16 protein-coding genes are annotated in these 19,561 nt (G+C 68.5%); 13 read left to right on the plus strand and 3 right to left on the minus strand.

Going from position 1 to position 19,561, the window contains the following annotated elements; translation table 11 throughout:
- Positions 1-5: 5 nt before the first annotated feature.
- Both VHA82_RS08530 and tssA read left to right on the plus strand, forming a co-directional pair.
- Positions 6-4,076: a type VI secretion system protein gene (locus VHA82_RS08530; protein ID WP_325542473.1), complete on the plus strand. Its 4,071-nt coding sequence runs from the start codon at positions 6-8 to the stop codon at positions 4,074-4,076.
- 63 nt (positions 4,077-4,139) lie between these two features.
- Positions 4,140-5,312: a type VI secretion system protein TssA gene (gene tssA / locus VHA82_RS08535; RefSeq protein ID WP_325542475.1), complete on the plus strand. Its 1,173-nt coding sequence runs from the start codon at positions 4,140-4,142 to the stop codon at positions 5,310-5,312.
- Positions 5,313-5,355: 43 nt separating this feature from the next.
- Here tssA and VHA82_RS08540 read toward each other — a convergent pair whose 3' ends face one another.
- On the minus strand, positions 5,356-5,604 hold the full coding sequence (locus tag VHA82_RS08540; RefSeq protein WP_325542477.1) for a hypothetical protein: 249 nt from the start codon (positions 5,602-5,604) through the stop codon (positions 5,356-5,358).
- Between the two features lie 133 nt (positions 5,605-5,737).
- Here VHA82_RS08540 and VHA82_RS08545 point away from each other — a divergent pair, with 133 nt between their 5' ends.
- From VHA82_RS08545 to VHA82_RS08555, 3 genes are all read left to right on the plus strand, one after another.
- Entirely contained in the window at positions 5,738-6,211 is a 474-nt protein-coding gene (locus VHA82_RS08545; protein WP_325542479.1) for a MarR family winged helix-turn-helix transcriptional regulator, read from the plus strand.
- Between the two features lie 10 nt (positions 6,212-6,221).
- On the plus strand, positions 6,222-7,763 hold the full coding sequence (locus VHA82_RS08550; RefSeq protein ID WP_325542481.1) for a DHA2 family efflux MFS transporter permease subunit: 1,542 nt from the start codon (positions 6,222-6,224) through the stop codon (positions 7,761-7,763).
- A gap of 180 nt (positions 7,764-7,943) precedes the next feature.
- On the plus strand, positions 7,944-8,999 hold the full coding sequence (locus VHA82_RS08555) for a hypothetical protein (protein WP_325542483.1): 1,056 nt from the start codon (positions 7,944-7,946) through the stop codon (positions 8,997-8,999).
- Here the strand turns inward: VHA82_RS08555 and VHA82_RS08560 are convergent.
- Entirely contained in the window at positions 8,917-9,933 is a 1,017-nt protein-coding gene (locus VHA82_RS08560) for a LysR substrate-binding domain-containing protein (RefSeq protein WP_325542485.1), read from the minus strand. The two genes, VHA82_RS08555 and VHA82_RS08560, sit on opposite strands and share 83 nt — an antisense overlap.
- Positions 9,934-10,089: 156 nt before the next feature.
- On the opposite strand from VHA82_RS08560, the gene VHA82_RS08565 reads away from it, so the two are divergent.
- Genes VHA82_RS08565 through VHA82_RS08595 form a run of 7 tightly spaced genes read left to right on the plus strand, consistent with a single transcriptional unit; the run spans position 10,090 to position 17,377 of the window.
- Positions 10,090-11,424, plus strand: a complete 1,335-nt coding sequence (locus VHA82_RS08565; RefSeq protein WP_325542487.1) for an aspartate aminotransferase family protein — start codon at positions 10,090-10,092, stop codon at positions 11,422-11,424.
- The gene (locus VHA82_RS08570) at positions 11,421-13,001 is read left to right on the plus strand and encodes an ABC transporter substrate-binding protein (protein WP_325542489.1); all 1,581 of its coding nucleotides are present in this window, start codon (positions 11,421-11,423) and stop codon (positions 12,999-13,001) included. The genes VHA82_RS08565 and VHA82_RS08570 overlap by 4 nt, the downstream gene beginning before the upstream one ends.
- The gene (locus VHA82_RS08575; RefSeq protein WP_325542491.1) at positions 12,998-13,975 is read left to right on the plus strand and encodes an ABC transporter permease; all 978 of its coding nucleotides are present in this window, start codon (positions 12,998-13,000) and stop codon (positions 13,973-13,975) included. Before VHA82_RS08570 ends, VHA82_RS08575 begins: the two co-directional genes overlap by 4 nt.
- Entirely contained in the window at positions 13,972-14,865 is an 894-nt protein-coding gene (locus tag VHA82_RS08580) for an ABC transporter permease (RefSeq protein WP_325542493.1), read from the plus strand. Before VHA82_RS08575 ends, VHA82_RS08580 begins: the two co-directional genes overlap by 4 nt.
- Positions 14,862-15,854, plus strand: coding sequence for an ABC transporter ATP-binding protein (locus VHA82_RS08585; RefSeq protein WP_325542495.1), 993 nt, complete (start codon positions 14,862-14,864; stop codon positions 15,852-15,854). The genes VHA82_RS08580 and VHA82_RS08585 overlap by 4 nt, the downstream gene beginning before the upstream one ends.
- Complete coding sequence (locus VHA82_RS08590; protein ID WP_325542498.1) at positions 15,847-16,881, plus strand: ABC transporter ATP-binding protein; 1,035 nt, start codon at positions 15,847-15,849, stop codon at positions 16,879-16,881. The genes VHA82_RS08585 and VHA82_RS08590 overlap by 8 nt, the downstream gene beginning before the upstream one ends.
- Positions 16,838-17,377, plus strand: coding sequence for a carboxymuconolactone decarboxylase family protein (locus VHA82_RS08595; protein WP_325542500.1), 540 nt, complete (start codon positions 16,838-16,840; stop codon positions 17,375-17,377). Before VHA82_RS08590 ends, VHA82_RS08595 begins: the two co-directional genes overlap by 44 nt.
- A gap of 30 nt (positions 17,378-17,407) precedes the next feature.
- Here VHA82_RS08595 and VHA82_RS08600 read toward each other — a convergent pair whose 3' ends face one another.
- Positions 17,408-18,934, minus strand: a complete 1,527-nt coding sequence (locus VHA82_RS08600; RefSeq protein WP_325542502.1) for a tripartite tricarboxylate transporter permease — start codon at positions 18,932-18,934, stop codon at positions 17,408-17,410.
- Between the two features lie 97 nt (positions 18,935-19,031).
- Between VHA82_RS08600 and VHA82_RS08605 the strand changes: the two genes are divergently transcribed.
- Positions 19,032-19,523 carry a very short patch repair endonuclease gene (locus tag VHA82_RS08605; RefSeq protein WP_325542553.1) on the plus strand — a complete coding sequence of 164 codons (492 nt, stop codon included), beginning with the start codon at positions 19,032-19,034 and terminating at the stop codon, positions 19,521-19,523.
- Positions 19,524-19,561 lie beyond the last annotated feature (38 nt).

Consider the following 19,561-nt stretch of genomic DNA (forward strand, 5'->3'; position numbering starts at 1 on the left):
CTGCCATGCTGAAGGACAACCTGTTCCTCATCTCGCTGGCGGTGCTTATCCTGCTCGTGATCGCGGTGCTCGCGCTCGTGATCTGGGTGGCGGTCAGGCGTTCGGGCGCCAAGCCGCAGGTCGAGGCGAAGGTCGCGCGGCTGCGCTTCGACTCGCTTCGCAATTCGTTCCGCCAGGCAGTCGAGCTGATCGAGGCCAACATCGTTTCGCGCTCGGAGCGCTACAGCATCCCCTGGGTGCTGGTGCTCGGCGAAGGCAATTCGAGCGAACAGCTGCCGATCGAGCAGTCGGGCGTCGCGAGCGCGCTCAGCACCGAAGCGGCGCAGGGCGCCGCGGCGCAGGGCATCTCGTGGCACTTCTTCGACCGCGGCATCGTGGTGGACGTGAAGGGCGCGTATCTCGGCTCGCCCGACGACGAGGAAGCCGCGGAAAAGCCCTGGGACGAATTCCTGTCGCTGTGCCGCAAGTACCGGCCCGAGCGCCCGTTCGACTCCGTCGTGATCACGGTGCCCGCGAGCCTGCTGCTCGATGAGCGGCCCGACGCGCGGCTCGAGCTCGCCAAGCTCGCGAAGCTCGCGCACCGGCGGCTCTGGCTCGCGCAGAACCGCTTCGCGATGCGCTTCGCCGTGTACGTGGTGGTGTCGGGCTGCGAGGAGATCGAGGGCTTCGCGCCGTTCGCGCGGGCGCTGCCGGAATCGATGCGCGCGAGCATGCTCGGCTGGTCCTCGCCCTTCGATCTCTCGACGACCTACCAGTCCTTCTGGGTCGACGAAGCCGTGAACGCGGTGCTGAAGACCGTGACCGACACGAGCGCCGAGCTCTTCGCCACGAGCGGCGTGCACGGGACCGAACAATTCTTCCTGCTGCCTTCGCGCATCGAGCGGATTCGCTCGCAGCTGCAGCTCTACGTCGATGAGCTGCTGCGCCCGAGCGCCTACCACGAGCCCTTCTTCTTCCGCGGCATCTACCTCACGGGCGACAGCAGCGAAGCGGCGCAGAAGGCCGTGGCGGCGCACGACGCGCAGCTGCTCGCGCTCGAGACGACGGCGGACGCGGCCCAGCCCGACACGGCCGACCTCGTGCTGCAGCTCTCGCGCGAGCCGGCCTTCCTGCGCGACCTGTTCGAGAACAAGGTGTTCCAGGAGTGGGGCCTCGCGCGGCCTTCGCGCCAGCAGCTCACGCGCCCGGTGCTCACGCGCACGGCGCGCTGGGTCGGCATCGTCGTGATCGGCACGTGGGTGATCGGCCTCGTCGTCGCGACGTGGCAGCTCGACTCGCGCTACGGCGAACTCTCGAAAGCGCTCGCGCAGATCCAGTCCGACGCGGAATACCGCGCGCGGGCGGCGGACCGCTCCGAGCCGATCCCCACCGACTGGTACCGGCGCAAGGCGCTCAACCTGCTTGCGGCGAGCGAGAAGCTCTCGATCGACAGTGCCTGGACCGTGTTCATGCCCGGATCGTGGTCCTTCTTCGACGACCTGGAGCAGCGCGCGGCCGAACGCATCGAGCGCGAGTTCGGCGAAATCGCGATCGCCACGCTGCGCCGCGAACTCTATGCGCGCGCGAGCGACATGACCGGCGTCGCGCAGGACACGGCCACGGGCGAGCTCATCATCGGCGGCGAGTGCACGCCGCCGGGCGTGCCCAACAGCTTCGAGGGCGCCCGCAAGCTCACGCTCGCCACCGAGGACCTGCCCGAGTTCTCGGCGGTGCTCACCTACCTGAATTCGGTGGAGCAACTCGACCAGGCGATCCAGGCGATGCAGCGCCTGCAGCGGCCGAGCGCGACCGAGGCCGCGGACCTCCGGCTGCTCGTGAAGTACACGCTCGGTGCCGAGTTGCCCGGCAACATCTCGCGCAGCCTGCGGTGGTTCCATGCGCGCGAAGGGCAGGGGCCCTCGCCCGTGTCGCTTTCGGTCGGCCCGATCCAGCAGGCGACGCGCTGCACGATCACGAAGGCCATGGCGGCGGTCGACAACCGCCTCTTCCTCAACAACGACCTCCTGGTGACGGAAGACCGGCTCACTCGCCTCACGAACAAGCTCTTTGCGCCGACCACGGTGGGCGCGGCGTACGGGCCGACCGTGGACGGCTTTCGCGAGGTGCTCGCGGTCATCAAGGACCAGGAGAATCTGCTCGGGCCGGGCAAGGGCGCGTGGATGCGCCAGCCCACGCCCAACCTCGGGCAGGCCTACGACCGCGCGATGCAGCGCGTCGCGGCGGCGCGGCTGCTCGGCCCCGAAGTGGCCGACCAGATACGCCAGCGCAGCTACTTCGCCTTCCAGCGTTTCGGCAGCGACTACGCGGCCAAGCTCGGCTCCGACGCCACTGCCGGTGTCGTCTGGCAGGAAAAGGAGGGCCGCTTCGTCCTGTCGAGCGACCGCGTGGCCTTGCGCGATGCGATCAGCTCGCTCTTGAACCAGTCGTTCATGACGCCGCCTCGCGCGCGGCAACTGCCGCCGGTGCCTTCACGTGCCACGCTCGCATGGGACCCGCAGCGGCTCGACCAGGCGATCTCGCTTGGCGAGGCGCGCAAGCGCTTCGCGGCCGAGGGATTGCAGAAATTCCCGCTTGCGATGCGGCGCAGCGTCGAGGTCTTCGTCGACGGGCAGCTCGCGCGGCTCGTGCACGACCTCGCGGTCGAGTCGCTCACGGTCGTAAGCCGCGCCGAGAGCGCCTCGGCACCGGACGCGGGCGGTTTCGAGAACGCGCGGGTGCGGCTTGCCAAGGTCGAAGGCCTGCTCGCGGAGCTGGGCGCCTCCGACCAGGCCGAGGACATTCACCAGGTGGTCACGCAGGATGCGCTCAATCGCCTGCGCCTCGTGGACGACAATCTCAACCGCTCCGAGCTCTATGCGGTGCGTGGGCGCGACTTCAAGTGGTGGCAAGGCGAGCGAGCGCCACTCCTGCAAGCCTTCGGCGTGCAGGACGCGGCCGGCCTGCAGCAGTACCTGGGCCAGCAATTCGCGCGCGCCGAAACGCTCGATCGGCAGGCCGAGACCTACATGGCTTTCCTGGAGCAGGCCGACGCCGGCAATTCGGTCGTGCACCGGTGGCGCGCGATCCAGCGCGACCTCGAGCGCTACAAGCTGAAGAACCCCAACAGCAGCCTCGTGAGCCTGGAGCAGTTCCTCGTCACGCTCGCACCGGACCTCGACCGCCTCAATTGCGCCGACAAGCTCGCGGGCAAGGGCCCCGGCATGCGGCCGGCCGACTACTTCGGCGAACGCTACCAGCAGATCTACACGTCGCTCGCGTCGCGCTGTGGAGAACTGAGAACGACCGAGGTCCATGAGACCTGGGCGCAGTTCGCGGGGACGTTCAATCGCACGCTCGCGGGTCGCCAGCCCTTCACGCAGTCGGTGTCGCGCGACGCGCCCGCGGCCGACGTGGAAGAGATCGGGCAGATCATCAAGACTTACGATCGCGTCGCACCGATCATCAAGCAGCCGGTGGATCCGAACCGGCCGATGTCGGCCAACGTCGCGGCGCGCCGCTTCGCCGAGCAGTTCGAACGCGTGAAGGCCTTTCTCGCGCCGCTCTATCCCACCGAGGAGGGCGCGGCCGCCGGCTACGACGTGATGCCCGAATTCCGCGTGAACCAGGCCGCCGAAGTCGAAGGCAACCGCGTCATCGACTGGACGCTCGAGATCGGCGGGCAGGTGCTGCGCTGGCGCGAGCCGCCCCGCGCGCTGCGCTGGGAGCCGGGCTCGCCGATCACGCTGACGCTGCGCCTCGCGAAGGACCAGCCGGCGTCGCCGGTGGCCGATCCCAACCAGCCCGCGCTGCAGGTCGAAGGCAAGGTGGTGGTGTTCCGCTGGTCCGACCCGTGGTCGCTGCTCACGATGATCCAGCGCCAGCGCGAGCCCGAGACATCGTCGCGCGTCGAGCCGCGAGCGCAACTGCTCAGGCTCGAATTCCCGCTGGCGGTTGCCGCCCCGGACGGCCGCGGCGCGCCGCTCGATTCGCGCTCGCGCGTCTACATGCGCGTCACGCTCTCGCCCGTGGGCAAGAAGACGCCCGTGGCGTGGCCGGGCCTTTTTCCCGTCCGCGCGCCCGAGTGGGCCGGCCCCTGATCGCCCTGCCGCCGCCTTCGTGACTGCCTTCGTGACTGCCCTCGTGACTGCCCTGAACCCATGATGGACACCGAGTCCTTCGATCCCGACCTCCCCACGCTGCTCGAACCCGTCGCCGCCGAAGGTCCCTGCGGACCTTCGGTGCGCTACGACCCCGCCTACCTCGCGATCCGCCAGGCGCGCGAGGAGGACGACCCGTCGCTGCCGATGGGCGAGTGGGAAAGGCCGCTGAAGCGCGCCGACTGGCGCGCGGTGGGACGCGAGTGCGCCGCGCTCCTTGCGCGCAGCAAGGACTTGCAGCTCGCCGCCTGGCTCATGGACGCGTGGCTGCGCCAGCATCAGCTGCGCGGCTTCATCGCCGGCACCGAGCTCCTGGCCGGCCTCGTCGAGCGCTATTGGGACGAAGTGCATCCGTTGATCGAGGACGGCGACAGCGAAGCGCGCATCGCGCCCTTCACCTGGCTGAATGAGAGCCTGCCGCTCACGCTCAGGCTGCAGCTGCCGCTCGTCTTCGTGCCGGACAGGAAGCCGCCGTTTCTGAATCTCGCCGACTGGGAGCGGCTCGTGGTGCCGCAGGCGCGAAGCGACCGCGCGGACGAAGAAGACGAAGGGTTCACGCGCGAACTGGTGCTCGCGATGGTCGACGCTGCCGGCGTGCGCTGGCTCGTGCAGCTGCGCGAGCAGGCCGAGGAGGCGGCGCGCAAATGGGACGAGCTCGCGCGAATGCTCGATGAGCGGCTCGCCGCGGATGCGCCCAGTCTCGGCAAGGTGACCGACACGCTCGGTCGCATCGAGCGCGCGTGCCGCAGCCTCCTGGACGGCCGCGGAGGCGTGACGGCGCGCCCGAGCGACGAGCCCGAATACCCGTACCTTCCCGCGCAGCCGAGCGAGCCCGAAGAGGAGCCGATGATGAGCGCCCAGCCGTATCCTGCCGACGATGCCGCAGAACACCCCGCGGAACACCCCGCGGAACGCGCCGTGCCCGCCTCGCCCGGCGCGCGCGGGGAGGCGCTGCCCACCGGCCCCATCACGAGCCGCGAGGAAGCCTACCGCCTCCTCGACATGGCGGCCGTGTACCTGCAGCGCACCGAACCGCACAGCCCGACGCCCTATCTGGTGAAGCGCGCGATCGCCTGGGGCCAGCTCACCCTGCCCGACCTGATGCGCGAAGTGCTGCGGGAAGAAGGCGACCTGGGCCGCTTCTTCTCGATGCTCGGCATCAACATGCCGCGCTAGTGGAGCAGGCGTCCGGGCGGCCCGCGGCGGACCTCCTCGCAGCTCAGCTTCGTTCGATGCCGCCGCCGATCGGCGTGAAGCGCATCACCCGCCCCATGCGGGGGTGGCCGTGCGCCGCGCGCGCCACGAGCGTCGCGCCAACGAATGTGCCGAGCGTGCGAACCGCAAGCGACGGGTTCTTGCGGGTGGCGAACCAGGCGATCAGGCCGATCGCGAGGTCCAGCCAGTGCTCGGCGGGAAAAAGAGCGCGCGGGTTGTCGTAGCGCTGCACGGCGGGCGGCTTCGCATCCATTCGTTGTCTCCCCAAGGCTACCCGCACGGTACGCGGGCCGGCCGACGGCCGCGCTCGGACGCGGCAGCGAACCGCCGTCGGAAGCGTCCGCTGCCGCGCTGAAATCATAAATGCATTTATAATCAGTGCGTTGATGAAACGCGCCTTCCAGCACCGCTTCGGCTTTCTCGTGGTCGAGATCGGCCGTCTCTACTCGCAGCAGTTCGACCGGCTCGCGCGCGAGAAGCTCGGTCTTTCGCAGGCCCAGTGCCGGCTGCTCGGCGTGCTCGCGGCGCATGACGAGGACGAGCCCGTGTCGCAGGCCGAGCTCGCGCAGAAGGTGGGCGTGAGCGCGATGGCCGTGGCGGCACTCAGCGACCGCATGGCCGCTGCCGGCTGGATCGAGCGGCGGCCGAGCCCGCACGACCGGCGCATCAACCACCTGCACATGAAGCCCGCGGCGCGCAAGGCGCTCGAGCGGGCGCTCGCGATCAGCGACGACCTCACGAACGACGTGCTCGCGGTCATGACGGCGGCCGAACGCGCGCAGCTCATCGCCCTCCTCGGCAAGGCGCGCGAGCGGCTGCTCTCGCGCGCGGGCGGCGGCAGCGAGGAGAAGATGCCGTGAGCGAGCCATCATGAGCACCACCCCCAGCCCCGCCGAGGCGCGGGCGCACCGGGGCATGGTGACGATCTCGATCATGCTCGCGACCATCATGCAGGCGCTCGACACGACGATCGCCAACGTGGCGCTGCCGCACATGCAAGGCAGCCTTCAGGCTTCGCAGGACCAGATCACCTGGGTGCTCACCTCCTACATCGTCGCCTCCGCGATCACGCTGCCCCTCACGGGCTGGCTGTGCGCGCGCTGGGGCCGCCGGCAGGTGTTCATCGTGTCGATCGTGGGCTTCACCGTCGCGTCGGCGCTTTGCGGCATGGCGAACTCGCTCGGGATGATCGTCGGTGCGCGGCTGCTGCAGGGCGTGTTCGGCGCGGCGCTGGTGCCGCTGTCGCAGGCCGTGCTGCTGGACATCAACCCGCCGCAGAAAGTCGGCCAGGCCATGGCGATCTGGGGCGCGGGGATCATGGTGGGGCCGATCCTCGGGCCGATGCTGGGCGGCTGGCTCACCGAGAATTTCGACTGGCGCTGGGTCTTCTTCATCAACCTGCCGGTGGGCGCATTCGCGCTCTGGGGCATCGTGCGCTACCTGCCCGAGAACCGGCCGAAGGAAAGCGCGCTCGACATGTTCGGGCTCGTGACACTGAGCCTCGGCATCGGCCTTCTGCAGATGTTCCTCGATCGCGGCGAGCAGCTCGACTGGTTCGCCTCGTGGGAGATCCGGCTGGAGGCGGCGTGCGCCGCCATCGCCTTCGCCTACTTCGCCGTGCACACGTGGACGGTGGAAGGCGTGTCGTTCCTCAACCGCGACCTCATCCGGGACCGCAACTTCGTGATCGGCAGCCTCTTCGGCTTCGTCGTCGGAATGGTGCTGTACGGCACGATGGCGCTGCTGCCGCTCTTCCTGCAGGGCTTGCTGGACTACCCGGTGGTCTTCACCGGCGAGGTGACGGCGCCGCGCGGCGTGGGCACGATGATCGCGATGATCGTGGTGGGCCGGCTGGTCGGCCGCATCGACGTGCGCGCGATCATGGTCGCGGGCTTCGGCCTCACGGCGCTCGCGCTCTGGCAGATGTCTCAAGTGACGTTGCAGATGGATGCGAGCCTGATGGTGTGGTCCGGTTTCATCCAGGGGCTGGGCATCGGCTTCACGTTCGTGCCGCTGTCGGCGGCGACGTTCGCGACGCTCGCGCCGCGGCTGCGCAACGATGGCACGCCGATCTTCAGCCTGCTGCGCAACATCGGCGGCAGCGTCGGCATCTCGATCGTGCAGGCGCTCCTCACGCGCGGAACGGTGCAGGCGCACGAGCTGATCGCGTCCACCGTCGCCCCGGGCAATGCCGCGCTGCCGGGATTGCCGCCGATGCTGAGCCCCGAGAGCACTTCGGGCATCGCCCTTCTGAACGCGGAAGTGACGCGCCAGGCCGCGCTGGTGTCGTACGTGAACGACTTTCGCGTCATGATGGCCGTGACGCTGCTGTCGATTCCGCTGCTGGTGCTGATCCGCCGGCCGCGCCGCTCATCCGACCCTGCGCCGCCCGCAGCGGACGCGGCGCACTGAGGCCGGGTGCGCGCCAGACGTGCCGGCGATCCGGTTTGCGTGAATTTGCCGCGCCGGCGTCCATGTGTGTTGGGCGAATCCCACTCCCAGGGGCGTTCCCGCGCTGGCGCTTCGCTCGCCCTTCGGCAAGAATGGCCCAGACGGCCCCGCTTTCGCAAGGCCGGGAGCACCCGCTTTCCCATGACGTTCCCCTCCTTTCAGACGTGGATGCGCGAGACCGCCATCGCCGTGTACCGGCGCGAACCGACGCTCGTGGCGCTCGACGCATGGCTCGAGGCGCACACGCGCTTCCATACGCCGCAGACGTCCCTCAACCTCGACGTGGCGATCCGCAACTACAAGGCGGCGGTGCCGGGGTGGGAACGATCCAAGCGCAACCGCACCGGCATCATGACGCGCACGTTCCAGGCGGCGATCAACGATGTCTCGGCGCATCTCGACCAGCGCGGCTGCGTGTGGTCGCCGCTGCACGCGGAGCTCACCATCATGAACGCGGCGCGGGACTTCAGGGATGAATTCCACCTGCATCCGGTGTGGCAGGGCGGCACCGAGGCCGCGACGGACCTGAGCCAGTTCAGCATCAATTCCACCATCTACCTGCTGGCGCACGGGCACGGGCAGATGCCGGTCTTCATGATCGACAAGCAGCACTTCACGCCGGAGCAGTTCGTCGAGCTCCTGATCAAGGACAAGCTGCGGCGAGAGCACCGCAACTTCACGATGCTCGTGTGCCACGCGGGCGAGTCGGTGAACACCAAGGCGGCGGGCAACGCCCTCTGGGCCATCCAGCAGAAGAACAACGCGCTCAAGGCGCAGATCGAGACCCTGAGCGCGATCAGCGGTGCGGCGGAGTCGACGAAGGCCGCCGCGCAGATCACGCTGCTCGAGGGCGAGAAGAGAAAGGTCGCCGCTGAATGGGGTACCGTGATCGCGGGCCCGGCGCACCGCCATGCCGAGATGTTCGAGTCGTTCGAGCAGGCGCGGATGACGGAGCAACTGCTGCCGCTTGCCGCGCAGCTGAGCGCGGCGATGAAACACCGGGGCTTCAGCAACTTCGCGCTCAGAAGCTTCAAGGCGCCCGTGCGCAACTCGCCCACCAACGGGCAGATCTGCCTCGATCTCGAATACGCCCGGTCGAAGGGCGATGCGCGGCTTACCTTTCCGCTGCCGGCGGGGCACGACTGGAAGAACGTGCCGATCGCCCTGGTGCCGGACTGGGTCGTGATCTGGCGGTAGGTCCGCCTTCCGCATCGTGGCGATACGGCGCGCCGCCGGTCTTGCGAAAGAGTTCCGCGACGACCGAACGCAGCCGCTCAACCGCCATCGTCTCGCTCGCGGCGGGATAGGCGAGCGCCATGCCGATCGCGTGGCCCGCGGCCAGCCCGCGGATCGGCCGCAGGACGGTGGCCGCGCCCACGAGGCTCGCGGCCCTCGAGGGCACGAGCGCGATGCCGACGCCTGCTTCCACGAGCGTCATCGCCGTCTGCACGTGCGTCACGTGCTGCACCACGCGCGGCGAGATGCCCGCGTCCTGGAACGCGAGCATCACCATCGCATGCAGGCCGACGACGTGCGTCGAGGTGTAGTTGATGATCGGCTCCGATCCGAGCGACGCGAGCGTGACGAACCGGCGGCGGGCCAGCGGATGCGTCCTCGGCAGCGCGGCCGCGAACACGTCGCGCTCCAGGAATTCGAGCGACACGCCGCTGGGCGCCGTGCTCGGCGTGCGCACGAGCCCCGCGTCCAGCCGTTCGGACTCCAGCATCGCGAGCGTTTCGGCGTTCGTGGCACTCTCGCGCAAGTCGAGCTCGATGCCCGGATAGCGCCGCGAAAACAGATGCAGCAGCCGCGGCAGCTGCGTGTGCGTGGCCGAGCCGATGAAGCCCAGGCGGATGCGCCCTCGCTCGCCCGTGGCCTGGTGACGCATCGCCACGAGCAGCTCGTCGGCCTGGCCCACGCAGCGCCGCGCGAGCCTGAGCGCCTCGCTGCCGGCGGGCGTGAGCCGCACGGCGCGCGAACGCCGGTCGAAGAGCGGCGCGCCGAGGTCGTCCTCGAGCTTGCGAATGGCCACGGAAAGCGGCGGCTGCGCCATGTGCAGCCGCATGGCGGCGCGGCTGAAACTCAGCTCCTCGGCGACTGCGATGAACTGCCTCAGTTGTCGGAGCTCCACGGTTGTCCTCCGCGAGGTCGAGCGAGTCCCAGTATAGGAGCCCCAGGCGGCCGTGCATACATGGCGTGTATGGATCTCTTGCTCGAAAGTATTGGACACGCTCGGAGCGCGGTGCGACTCTTTTGCCATCGACCCTTGCCCCACAGGAGCCACCGAATGGACCGCAACCACGCCCGGGAAATCCTCGACCAGTGGGTGATTCCCACCGAGGAAGGCAGCTACATGGGCGGCATCGACGAGCGCCCGATCCTCGCGGCCGCCAACGGCAGCACGGTGGTGGACATCGAGGGCAACGAGTACCTCGACTTCCAGTCGGGCCAGATGGGCGCGGCCATCGGCCACCGGCATCCGCGCGTGATGGAAAGCATCCGCAAGTCGACCGAATCGTTCGTGCATGCCTCCAACATCATGCTGAACGTGCCGCGCCTCGAACTGCACGAGCGGCTCGGCCACCTCTTCGACGATCCGCTGCAGCGCACGCTCTTCCTCGTGACGGGCAGCGACACGATCGAGGCCTCGGTGGACCTCGCTCGCAAGGCGACGGGCGGCCTCGACATCCTCGGCATGCACGACGGCCTGCACGGCTCCACGTCGTTCCTGTCGCGCTCGCTCAGCTTCGCCTGGAAGCGCGGCAAGCATGCGGCGATCGCGCCGGCCACCTCCGCGATGCTGACGCCGCACTGCTACCGCTGCCCGGTGGGCGCGAAGTTCCCGAGCTGCGACTACCTGTGCCTGAAGGCGAGCATGGAGCTCGCCGACGCGAACTTCACGAGCAAGCCCGCCGCCGTGATCGCCGAGCCGATCGTGAGCGCGGGCGGCGTGATCGAGCCGCCGCCCGGCTACTTCCAGGCATTGCGCCGGGCGTGCGACGATCGCGGCATGCTCATCATCTTCGACGAAGCCCAGACCGGGCTTGGCAAGACGGGCAAGATGTTCGGCTACCAGCATCAGGGCGTGGTGCCCGACATCATGGCGCTCTCGAAGCACTTCGGCGGCGGGATGCCGGTGAGCGCGGTGTGCACCTCCGACGCGGTCGCGAAGAAGGCGGTGGCGAACGGCTTCTTCGCGACGCGGTCGCACGCGACCGACCCGATGGCGTGCGCGGCCGGCGTGGCGAGCCTCGACGTGATCGTGGAGGAGGACCTCCCCGGCCGCGCCGCGCGCATCGAAGAGCGGATGAAGGCAGCGTTCCGGGACATGGCGAAGCGCTACGACATCATCGGCGACATCCGCGGGCGCGGCGTGCTGCTCGGGATGGAACTCGTGACCGATCACGAGACGAAGGCGCCCGCCAACCGCGAGGCCGCGGAGATCGACCGTCTCTGCCTGAAGAACGGGCTCATCATCCAGTTGCGCGGCACGGGGCCGGGCCGGCGCAACGTGTTCCGTTTCGTTCCGCCCATGACGACCACGGACGAAGAGATCGACCGCGGCCTGAACATCCTCGAGGACGCGATGGCGCAGGTGATGCGCACGCGCGTGGCCTCATGAGACGCCGCGCGTTCAATGGCACGGGCGCCGCGGCCCTGCTGGCGGGGAGCCTCCCCGCGGCGTTCGCGCAGCAGCCGCAGCGCGGCGGCACGCTCGTCGTGGCGACCACGTTCGAGCCGCGCCAGCTCAACCTCGCCACCACCACGAGCTGGGCGGACCACCTCGTGGGCGCGAAGATCCTGAGCTCGCTCCTGCGCTTTCCGGAGAAGGGCTTTCCCACGCCACAAGGCGACCTCGCGGAGAAATGGGACGTGTCGCCCGACGGGCGGCGGATCACTTTCAACCTGCGCCGCGCGAGGTGGCACGACGGCAAGCCCTTCACTTCGGAAGACGTGAAGTTCACGTTCGAGCAGGTGCTGCCCAAGCTCAACCCGAACCGCTCGATCTTCGAGATGATCACGAAGGTCGACACGCCCGACGCGCAGACCGTCGTCATGGAGCGCACGCAGCCGTTCGTGATGTTCTATTTCGACATCTTCAACGCGGCGATCCTGCCGAAGCACGTGTACGAAGGCACGGACGTCGCGAAGAACCCGGCCAACCTGCGGCCGGTCGGCACGGGGCCGTTCAAGCTGAAGGAATGGATGAAGGGCAGCCACATCGAGCTCGCGCGCTTCGACGACTACTTCAAGCCCGGCCAGCCCTACCTCGACCGCGTGCTCTTCAAGTTCGTGCCGGACGTGAACACCGCGGTCGCCGCGCTCGAAACCGGCGAGGTCGACCTCGTGCCGCGCTGGGTGCCCGTGAGCGACGTCGCCCGCCTGAAGGCGAAGCCGGGCATCGAGCTGAGCAGCGTCGGCGGCATCGCGCTGTCGCAAAACCGGCTCATGACGTTCAACCTGAAGGACCCGGCGCTGAAGGACGTGCGCGTGCGGCAGGCGGTGGCGCGCGCGATCGACGCGGAAGCCGTCACCCGCATCGCGACCGGCGGGCAGTATGCCGTGGGCGAGAGCTTCCTCTGGAAGCAGTTCCCCGAGTTCGATGCGAAGTTCAGTGTGCCCGCGCGGTTCAAGCACGACGTCGCGGCATCGCGGCAACTGCTCGATGCCGCGGGGCTGAAGCCCGGGGCCGGCGGCACTCGCCTGAAGCTCGAACTGCTCACGCACAACGGCGTCCCCGACCTGGACAAGACGGTCGAAGTGATCCGCAATCAGCTCGCCGACGTCGGCATCGAAGTGAGCGTGAAGCGCGTGGAGCGCGCGCTCGCCTTCGAGATGGCGAAGGACGGCAAGTTCCAGCTCTACATCCACTCGAGCTGGACGGGCGGGCCCGATCCGGTGGCGGGCGTGCAGCGCCTCTTCGTTTCCGAAAACGTCGGAAAGCTCATGGGCAACGTGGGCACGTACGTCAACAAGGACATCGACGACCTCACGCACCGTGCGCTCGGAGAAGCCAATCCGCTCAAGAAGAAGGAGCTGGTCGGCCAGCTGCAGGAGATCTTCCTGCGCGACCTGCCCGCACTGCCCCTGCAGCAGTGGGTGCCCCTCTCGGCATATCGCGCGGGTCTGCGCAACGTGACGACGCACTCCGCCGACGGTCACGAGAACTTCGAAGACACCTACCGGGCATCGGGTTGAACTACGGCTTGTTCGTCCTGCGCCGCCTCGCGGCGGCCGTGCCTCTGCTCCTCGCCGTCGTCACGGTGAACTTCCTGCTCGTGCGCCTCGCGCCGGGCGACCCGATCGTGATGATCATCGGCGAGGCCGCGCAGTACGACGAGTCGCTGGTGCGCGAAGTGCGCGCGCGTTTCGGGCTGGACGGGCCGCTCTGGCAGCAGTACCTCTCGTACGTCGGGCGCGTCTGCCGGGGCGATCTCGGCATGTCGATCTACTTCGACCAGCAGCCGGTGGCTTCCGTCATCGCGCAACGGCTGCCGCAAAGCGCGCTGCTCGTGTCGATCAGCTATGCGCTCGCGGTCGCGGCGGGCGTGTTCTTCGGCACGCGCGCGGCGCGGCGGCCCTTTTCCGCGACCGATCATGCGGCGACCGTGGTGGGTCTCCTCGGCTATTCCGTGCCATCCTTCTGGCTCGGCATGCTGCTCATCCTCGTCTTCTCGCTGAAGCTCGGCTGGCTCCCCGTGGGCGGCCTCATGGACGTGCGCTCACCGGGCACCGGCTGGGCGATGGTGCTGGACCGCGCGCGCCACCTCGTGCTGCCGGTGATCGCGCTCGGTGCGTTCCACCTCGCGCTCATCACTCGCCTCACGCGCGCGAGCATGCTCGAAGTGCTCACGCTCGACTTCATCACCATGGCGCGTTCGAAGGGCCTGCGCGAATCCGAGGTCTTCCGGCGCCACGCGCTGCGCAACGCCTTGCTGCCCGTCGTGACGACGGCGGGCTACACGATCGGCTTCCTGCTCGCGGGTTCCGTGCTCGTGGAAACGGTGTTCGCGTATCCCGGCATCGGGCGACTGCTGCATCAGGCGCTCATCGCACGCGACTACCCGCTGATGCTGGGCATTCTCATCGTCGTGTCGGTGACGGTCGTGCTCGCGAACCTCGCCACGGACCTGCTGTACGCGAAGATCGATCCGCGGATTCGCGTGCGATGAGAGCCCTCGCACTTCTGGCCGGCGGCGGCGGTGGCTCGCGTGCGTGGGATTTCTCCGCGGCATTCGCGCGCCACAAGTCGGCGCTCTTCGGGTTCGCGGTGATCGGCTTCTTCACGCTCGCCGCCGTCTTCGCCCCGCTGATCGCGGCCGAACCGTATGTGAAGGTCGGCGTGGCGCCGCTCCTGTCCGCGCCTTCCTCGCAATTTCCTCTCGGCAGCGACGACCTCGGCCGCGACATGCTCGCGGGCATCGCATACGGCGGGCGGGTGTCGCTCATGGTCGGCGCCATGTCGGCGTTGCTCGCGACGCTGACAGGCATCGGCGTCGGCCTGCTCGCGGGCTACGCGGGCGGCCTCGTCGACGAGGTCTTCATGCGCATCGTGGAGTTCTTCCAGGTGCTGCCGCGTTTCTTCGTCGCGCTGGTGCTGGTGGCGATCGTCGGCAGCGACGTGTGGGTGGTGGTCCTCGTGATCGCGATGCTGAGCTGGCCGCTCACCGCGCGCCTGATCCGCGCCGAGGTTCTCACGCTGCGCGAGCGTGACTTCGTGCTTTCGGCGCGCGTGCTGGCAGCGCCCGCGTGGTACATCGCGTTCGTCGAGATTCTGCCCAATGCGCTCGCGCCGGTGGTGGTGAACGCGAGCCTGGAAGTCGGCCGCGCGATCCTGACCGAGGCGAGCCTGAGCTTCCTCGGCCTCGCCGATGCGAACCATCCGAGCTGGGGCGCCATGCTGGCTTACGGCCAGCCGCTGATGCGGCAGGCGTGGTGGCTCTCGGTGTTTCCCGGTGCCGCGATCGTGCTCGTGGTGCTCGGCTTCAACCTCGTGGGCGACGGCCTGAACGACGTGCTGAACCCGCGCCGCGGCGCGCTGGTCTCGGCCCCCGGCGCATGAGCGACACCCGCACCGCGGTCGCGCAGCCGATGCCGGCGCTGCAGGTCACGGGCCTGAAGACCGTCTTCGCGCTGCCGCAAGGCGCACTGAGCGCGGTCGACGGCGTGGACCTTTCGGTGCGCAGGGGCGAGGTGCTCGGCATCGTCGGCGAATCCGGCTGCGGCAAGAGCACGATGGCACTCACCATCGCAGGGTTGCTGCCGCCGCGCGCGCGGATGGAAGCCGGAACGATTCACATCGGTGGCCGGGACGTGAGCGCGATGAGCGCGCGGGAGCGGCGGCAACTGCGCGGCCGCGAAGTCGCGATGGTGTTCCAGGACCCGCTCACCTTCCTGAACCCCGTGATGCGCGTGGGCGAGCAGATCGCGGAGAAATTCCTCGCGCACGAGGACGCGCCTCGCGCCGCCGTCGCTTCGCGCGTGCAGGGCCTGCTGAGGGAGGTGGGGCTGGCTCCCGGCGCGGCGCGCATGTACCCGCACGAGCTGAGCGGCGGAATGCGCCAGCGCGTGCTGATCGCGATCGCGCTCGCGTGCGGGCCCGGGGTGGTGATCGCCGATGAACCGACCTCGGCGCTCGACGTCACGACGCAGGCACAGATCCTCGAGCTGTTCCGCGACCTGCAGCGCGCGCACGGCACGGCCGTCCTGCTCATCACCCACGACATCGGCGTCGCCGCGGAAATCTGCGACGAAGTCTGCGTGATGTACGCGGGCCGCATCGTCGAGCGCGGCACGGTGTTCGACGTGCTGGAACGCCCGGCGCATCCCTACACGCAGGCGCTGCTCGCGGCTTCGGCGCCCGCGGCCGGCGGGTCGCTGCGCGATGCCGTGCTCGCGGGGTTGCCGCCGGACCTGCTCGCGCCGCCGGCGGGCTGCCGGTTTCACCCGCGCTGCGCGCATGCGACGGCGCGCTGCAGCGCGCAAGAGCCGCCGTTGCGCCGCGCGGGCACGCACTCGTCCTGGTGCTGGCTGGGGCCGTCGGATGACTGACTTGCTGTCGCTGCACGATGTCCGCATGGAGTACCGCCGCCCCGGGTGGTTGCGCCGTTCGCAGCGCCCCGTCGTTGCGCTCGATCGTGTCTCGCTCGCGATCCGCGCGCGGTCCACGTTCGGCCTCGTGGGCGAAAGCGGGTCGGGCAAATCGACGATCGCGCGCATCGCGCTCGGCCTCGTGAGCCCGACCGGCGGCCGCGTCCTCTTCGACGGCGAAGACATGTACGCGCGAGGCGCGGCGCGCCGGGGAGGCGAGATCGCCGCCGTGTTCCAGGACCCCTCGGCCGCGCTCAATCCGCGCAAGCGCGTCTGCGACATCGTGTCGCTGCCCCTGCGTCTGCACACCGGGCTCTCCGCACGCGAAGTGTCGGCGCGCACGCGCGAATTGCTGGAGACGGTGGCGCTTTCGCCGGCCGACCGCTTCCTCGACCGCTTTCCTCATGAGCTGAGCGGCGGCCAGCGCCAGCGGGTCGTGATCGCCCGCGCGATCGCGCTCAGGCCGCGCCTCATCGTGGCGGACGAACCCGTCTCCGCGCTCGACATGTCGATCCGCGCGCAAGTGCTCGCGACGCTCGCCGATCTGAAGGCGAGTCTCGATCTCACCTATCTCTTCATCACGCACAACATGGACGTCGCGCGTGCGATCTGCGACGACATCGGCGTGCTGTATCTCGGGCGGCTCGCGGAGGTGGCGCCGGCAGCGCAACTGCATTCGAACCCATTGCATCCCTACACGCGCATGCTGATGGATGCGGTGCCGAAGACGCGGCCGACCGAGGCGCGGGCGCGACAGAGTCTCGCCGTGCGAGGCGATGTGCCCGCCGCGGACGAACTGCCGGCGGGTTGCCGCTTCCATCCGCGGTGTCCGCACGCGTTCGATGCGTGCCGCCATCTGGAGCCGCCCACCGTGCGGGTCGGCGCATCGCTCGTCGCCTGCCACTTGTACACGCCGCAGCCGAAGCCTTCTGGAGACCGACACGATGCGAATCCCCGACTGGACCCCCGAGCGCAAGCCGCAGCCTGAAGACCTCGTCGAGGCGATCCGAAAGCGGCGCGGCGGCACGCTCATCAACCTCGACCGGGCGCTCCTCTGGAGCGAGCCGCTCGCGCAAGGATGGAACACTTATCTCCAGGCCGTGCGCACGGGGCTGGGCGCGAGCCGGATGCTGCGAGAACTGGGCATCTGCACGGTGGCGCTCATCACCGGCGCGCGCTACGAATACCACCATCACGCGCCCGACTACCTCGCGGCCGGCGGAACGCAGGAGAAGCTGCGGGCACTCGAAGCGTACGTCGCGGCGGAACCTTCGACGCGGCCGGGTTCGATGTCCGACGAAGAGGAGATGGTCGTCCTCTATGCCGCCCAGATGACGCGGCAGGTGAAGGTGGACGACGCGCTCTTCGCGCGCCTGAAGGATCGTTTCACGACGACGGAGCTCGTGGAGGTCACCGCGGCCATTGCGACCTACAACATGGTCGCGCGGTTTCTCGTCGCGCTCGAGGTGACGCTCGAGACCTGAAGCACCGCCCGCCTTCGGCGGCCCGAGTGCTCAGCCTTCGGGTTCGAGCTTTTGCAAGAGCCCGCCCGAATCCACCTTGCCCGAGCGGGCGCGCCAGAAGAAGCTGACCGTCTGCCACGCCACGAAGGCCGCGACCAGGCCGAGAAGCGATGCGCTGATCGGCCGCTCGGCGAACACGAGGAAACTGCCGCGCGACAGCAGCAGGGCACGGCGGAAGTTCTCCTCCAGCATCGGCCCGAGGATGAAGCCGAGCATGAGCGGCGCCGGGTCGAGTTCGAGCCGCATCATGATGTAGCCGATCAGTCCGAAGAGGGCGGTCGTGAAGATGTCGTTCAGATTGTTGTTGACGCTGTACGTGCCGATGCAGCAGAAAAAGAGAATCGCCGGGAAGAGCACGTGGTACGGAATCTTGAAGACCGACAGCCAGTAGCGCACGAGCGGCACGTTCAGCGTGATGAGGAAGACGTTGCCGACCCACATGGAGGCGACCAGCCCCCAGAAGAGATCCGGGTGCCCCGCGATCATGTTGGGGCCCGGCTGAACACCCTTGATGATGAAGGCGGCCATCATGAGGGCCATCACGGCGTTTTCCGGGATGCCGATCGACATGAGCGGGATGAAGCTCGTGCGCGCGGCGGCTTCGTCGGCCGCGGCCTGGCCAGCCACGCCTTCGATGGCGCCCTGGCCGATCTCGTGCCGGTACTTCGACACCTTCTTCTCGATGGCGTAAGCCGCGAACTGCGCGATGACCGTGCCGCCGCCGGGCAGGATGCCCATGAAGGAGCCGGCGAGGCTGCCGCGCAGCGCGCTCGGGATGATCCGCTTGAACTCGGCCCAGGTCGGGATGAGGTGGATCGTGCCGCTGAAGGGCGAGCGTTCCGAGCGGCTGTCCAGGTTCTTGGTGATCTCCGCGATGCCGAAGCAGCCGAGCGCGATGGAGACGACGCCGATGCCGTCGGCAAGCTGCGGCAGGTCCAGCGTGAAGCGCTGCATGCCGCTGTTCACGTCGGTGCCGACCTGGCCGAGCAGGATGCCGATCAGGCACATCGCGAGGCCGTTCAGAAGGCTGCCCGTCGTCACGAAGCTCACGCAGAAAAAGCCCACGACCATGAGCGCGCAGTAGTCGGCCGGGCCGAAGAGGAACGCGACTTCGCCGAGCATCGGCGCGAACCAGGCGAGCACGAGGATGGCCACCGTGCCGCCGATGAAGCTCGAGATGCCGGCCGTGAAGAGGGCGAGTCCCGTCTTGCCCTTGAGCGTCATGGCATAGCCGTCGATGCAGGCGACGATGGAGCTCGCGTGCGGGATCTTCATCGTGATTGCGGAGACGCTGTCGCCGTACTGGGCGCCGTAGTAGATGCCCGCCAGCATGATGAGCGCGCCGCCGAGCGGAATCGAATACGTGAGCGGCAGCAGGATGCTGATGGTGGCGAGCGGCCCGAGACCCGGCAGGAGGCCGACCAGCGTTCCCACGACGCAGCCGATCGCGCAATACATGAGGTTGCTCAAGGTGAGCGCGTGGGAGAAGCCGAAGGAGAGGTTCTGGACGATGTCCACGGATGGGAAGAGCGTAGGGCGGCCGGAAGCGGCCGGATAATTGTATTTGTACCATATCGATGGCTACAAATGTTTTTTTCGAGGGGCCGTGGACGGCATGGTCCGAGCGGGGTCTGTTCGGCGAGAATCCGATTCGTCCCTGTTTTCCCGAGGCCGCTTGGACACCTTGTCACCCCAGAAGCGAAGCGAGCTCATGGCCCGGATTCGCACGAAAGACACGGAGCCCGAGCTTCGGCTTCGGCGTTGGCTGCACGCGCAGGGTTTGAGGTATCGGCTTCACGACACGGCCTTGCCTGGACGCCCCGATATCGTCTTTCCTTCTCGGAAGAAGGTCGTCTTCGTTCATGGCTGCTTCTGGCATCGCCACGACAATTGCGGCCTTGCGACTCACCCGAAGACCCGAGCCGAGTTCTGGAGGGCCAAGTTCGCGTCCAACGTGGCGCGCGACCGGGCCAAAGAAGCTGCACTTCTAGCTGCAGGATGGGGAGTGCTCATCGTGTGGCAATGCGAGCTCGATGACCTGAAGCGCATTGGTCGGCGCGTGCTTCGATTCCTCGACCGTGGACGCACTTCCACTGGGGGACTCTGACGGTTTCGCGCAACGCACTTCATCGCCCGAATGGGAAA

It is taken from the genome of Ramlibacter sp. (genome assembly GCF_035548915.1).
GTDB lineage: Bacteria > Pseudomonadota > Gammaproteobacteria > Burkholderiales > Burkholderiaceae_C > Ramlibacter.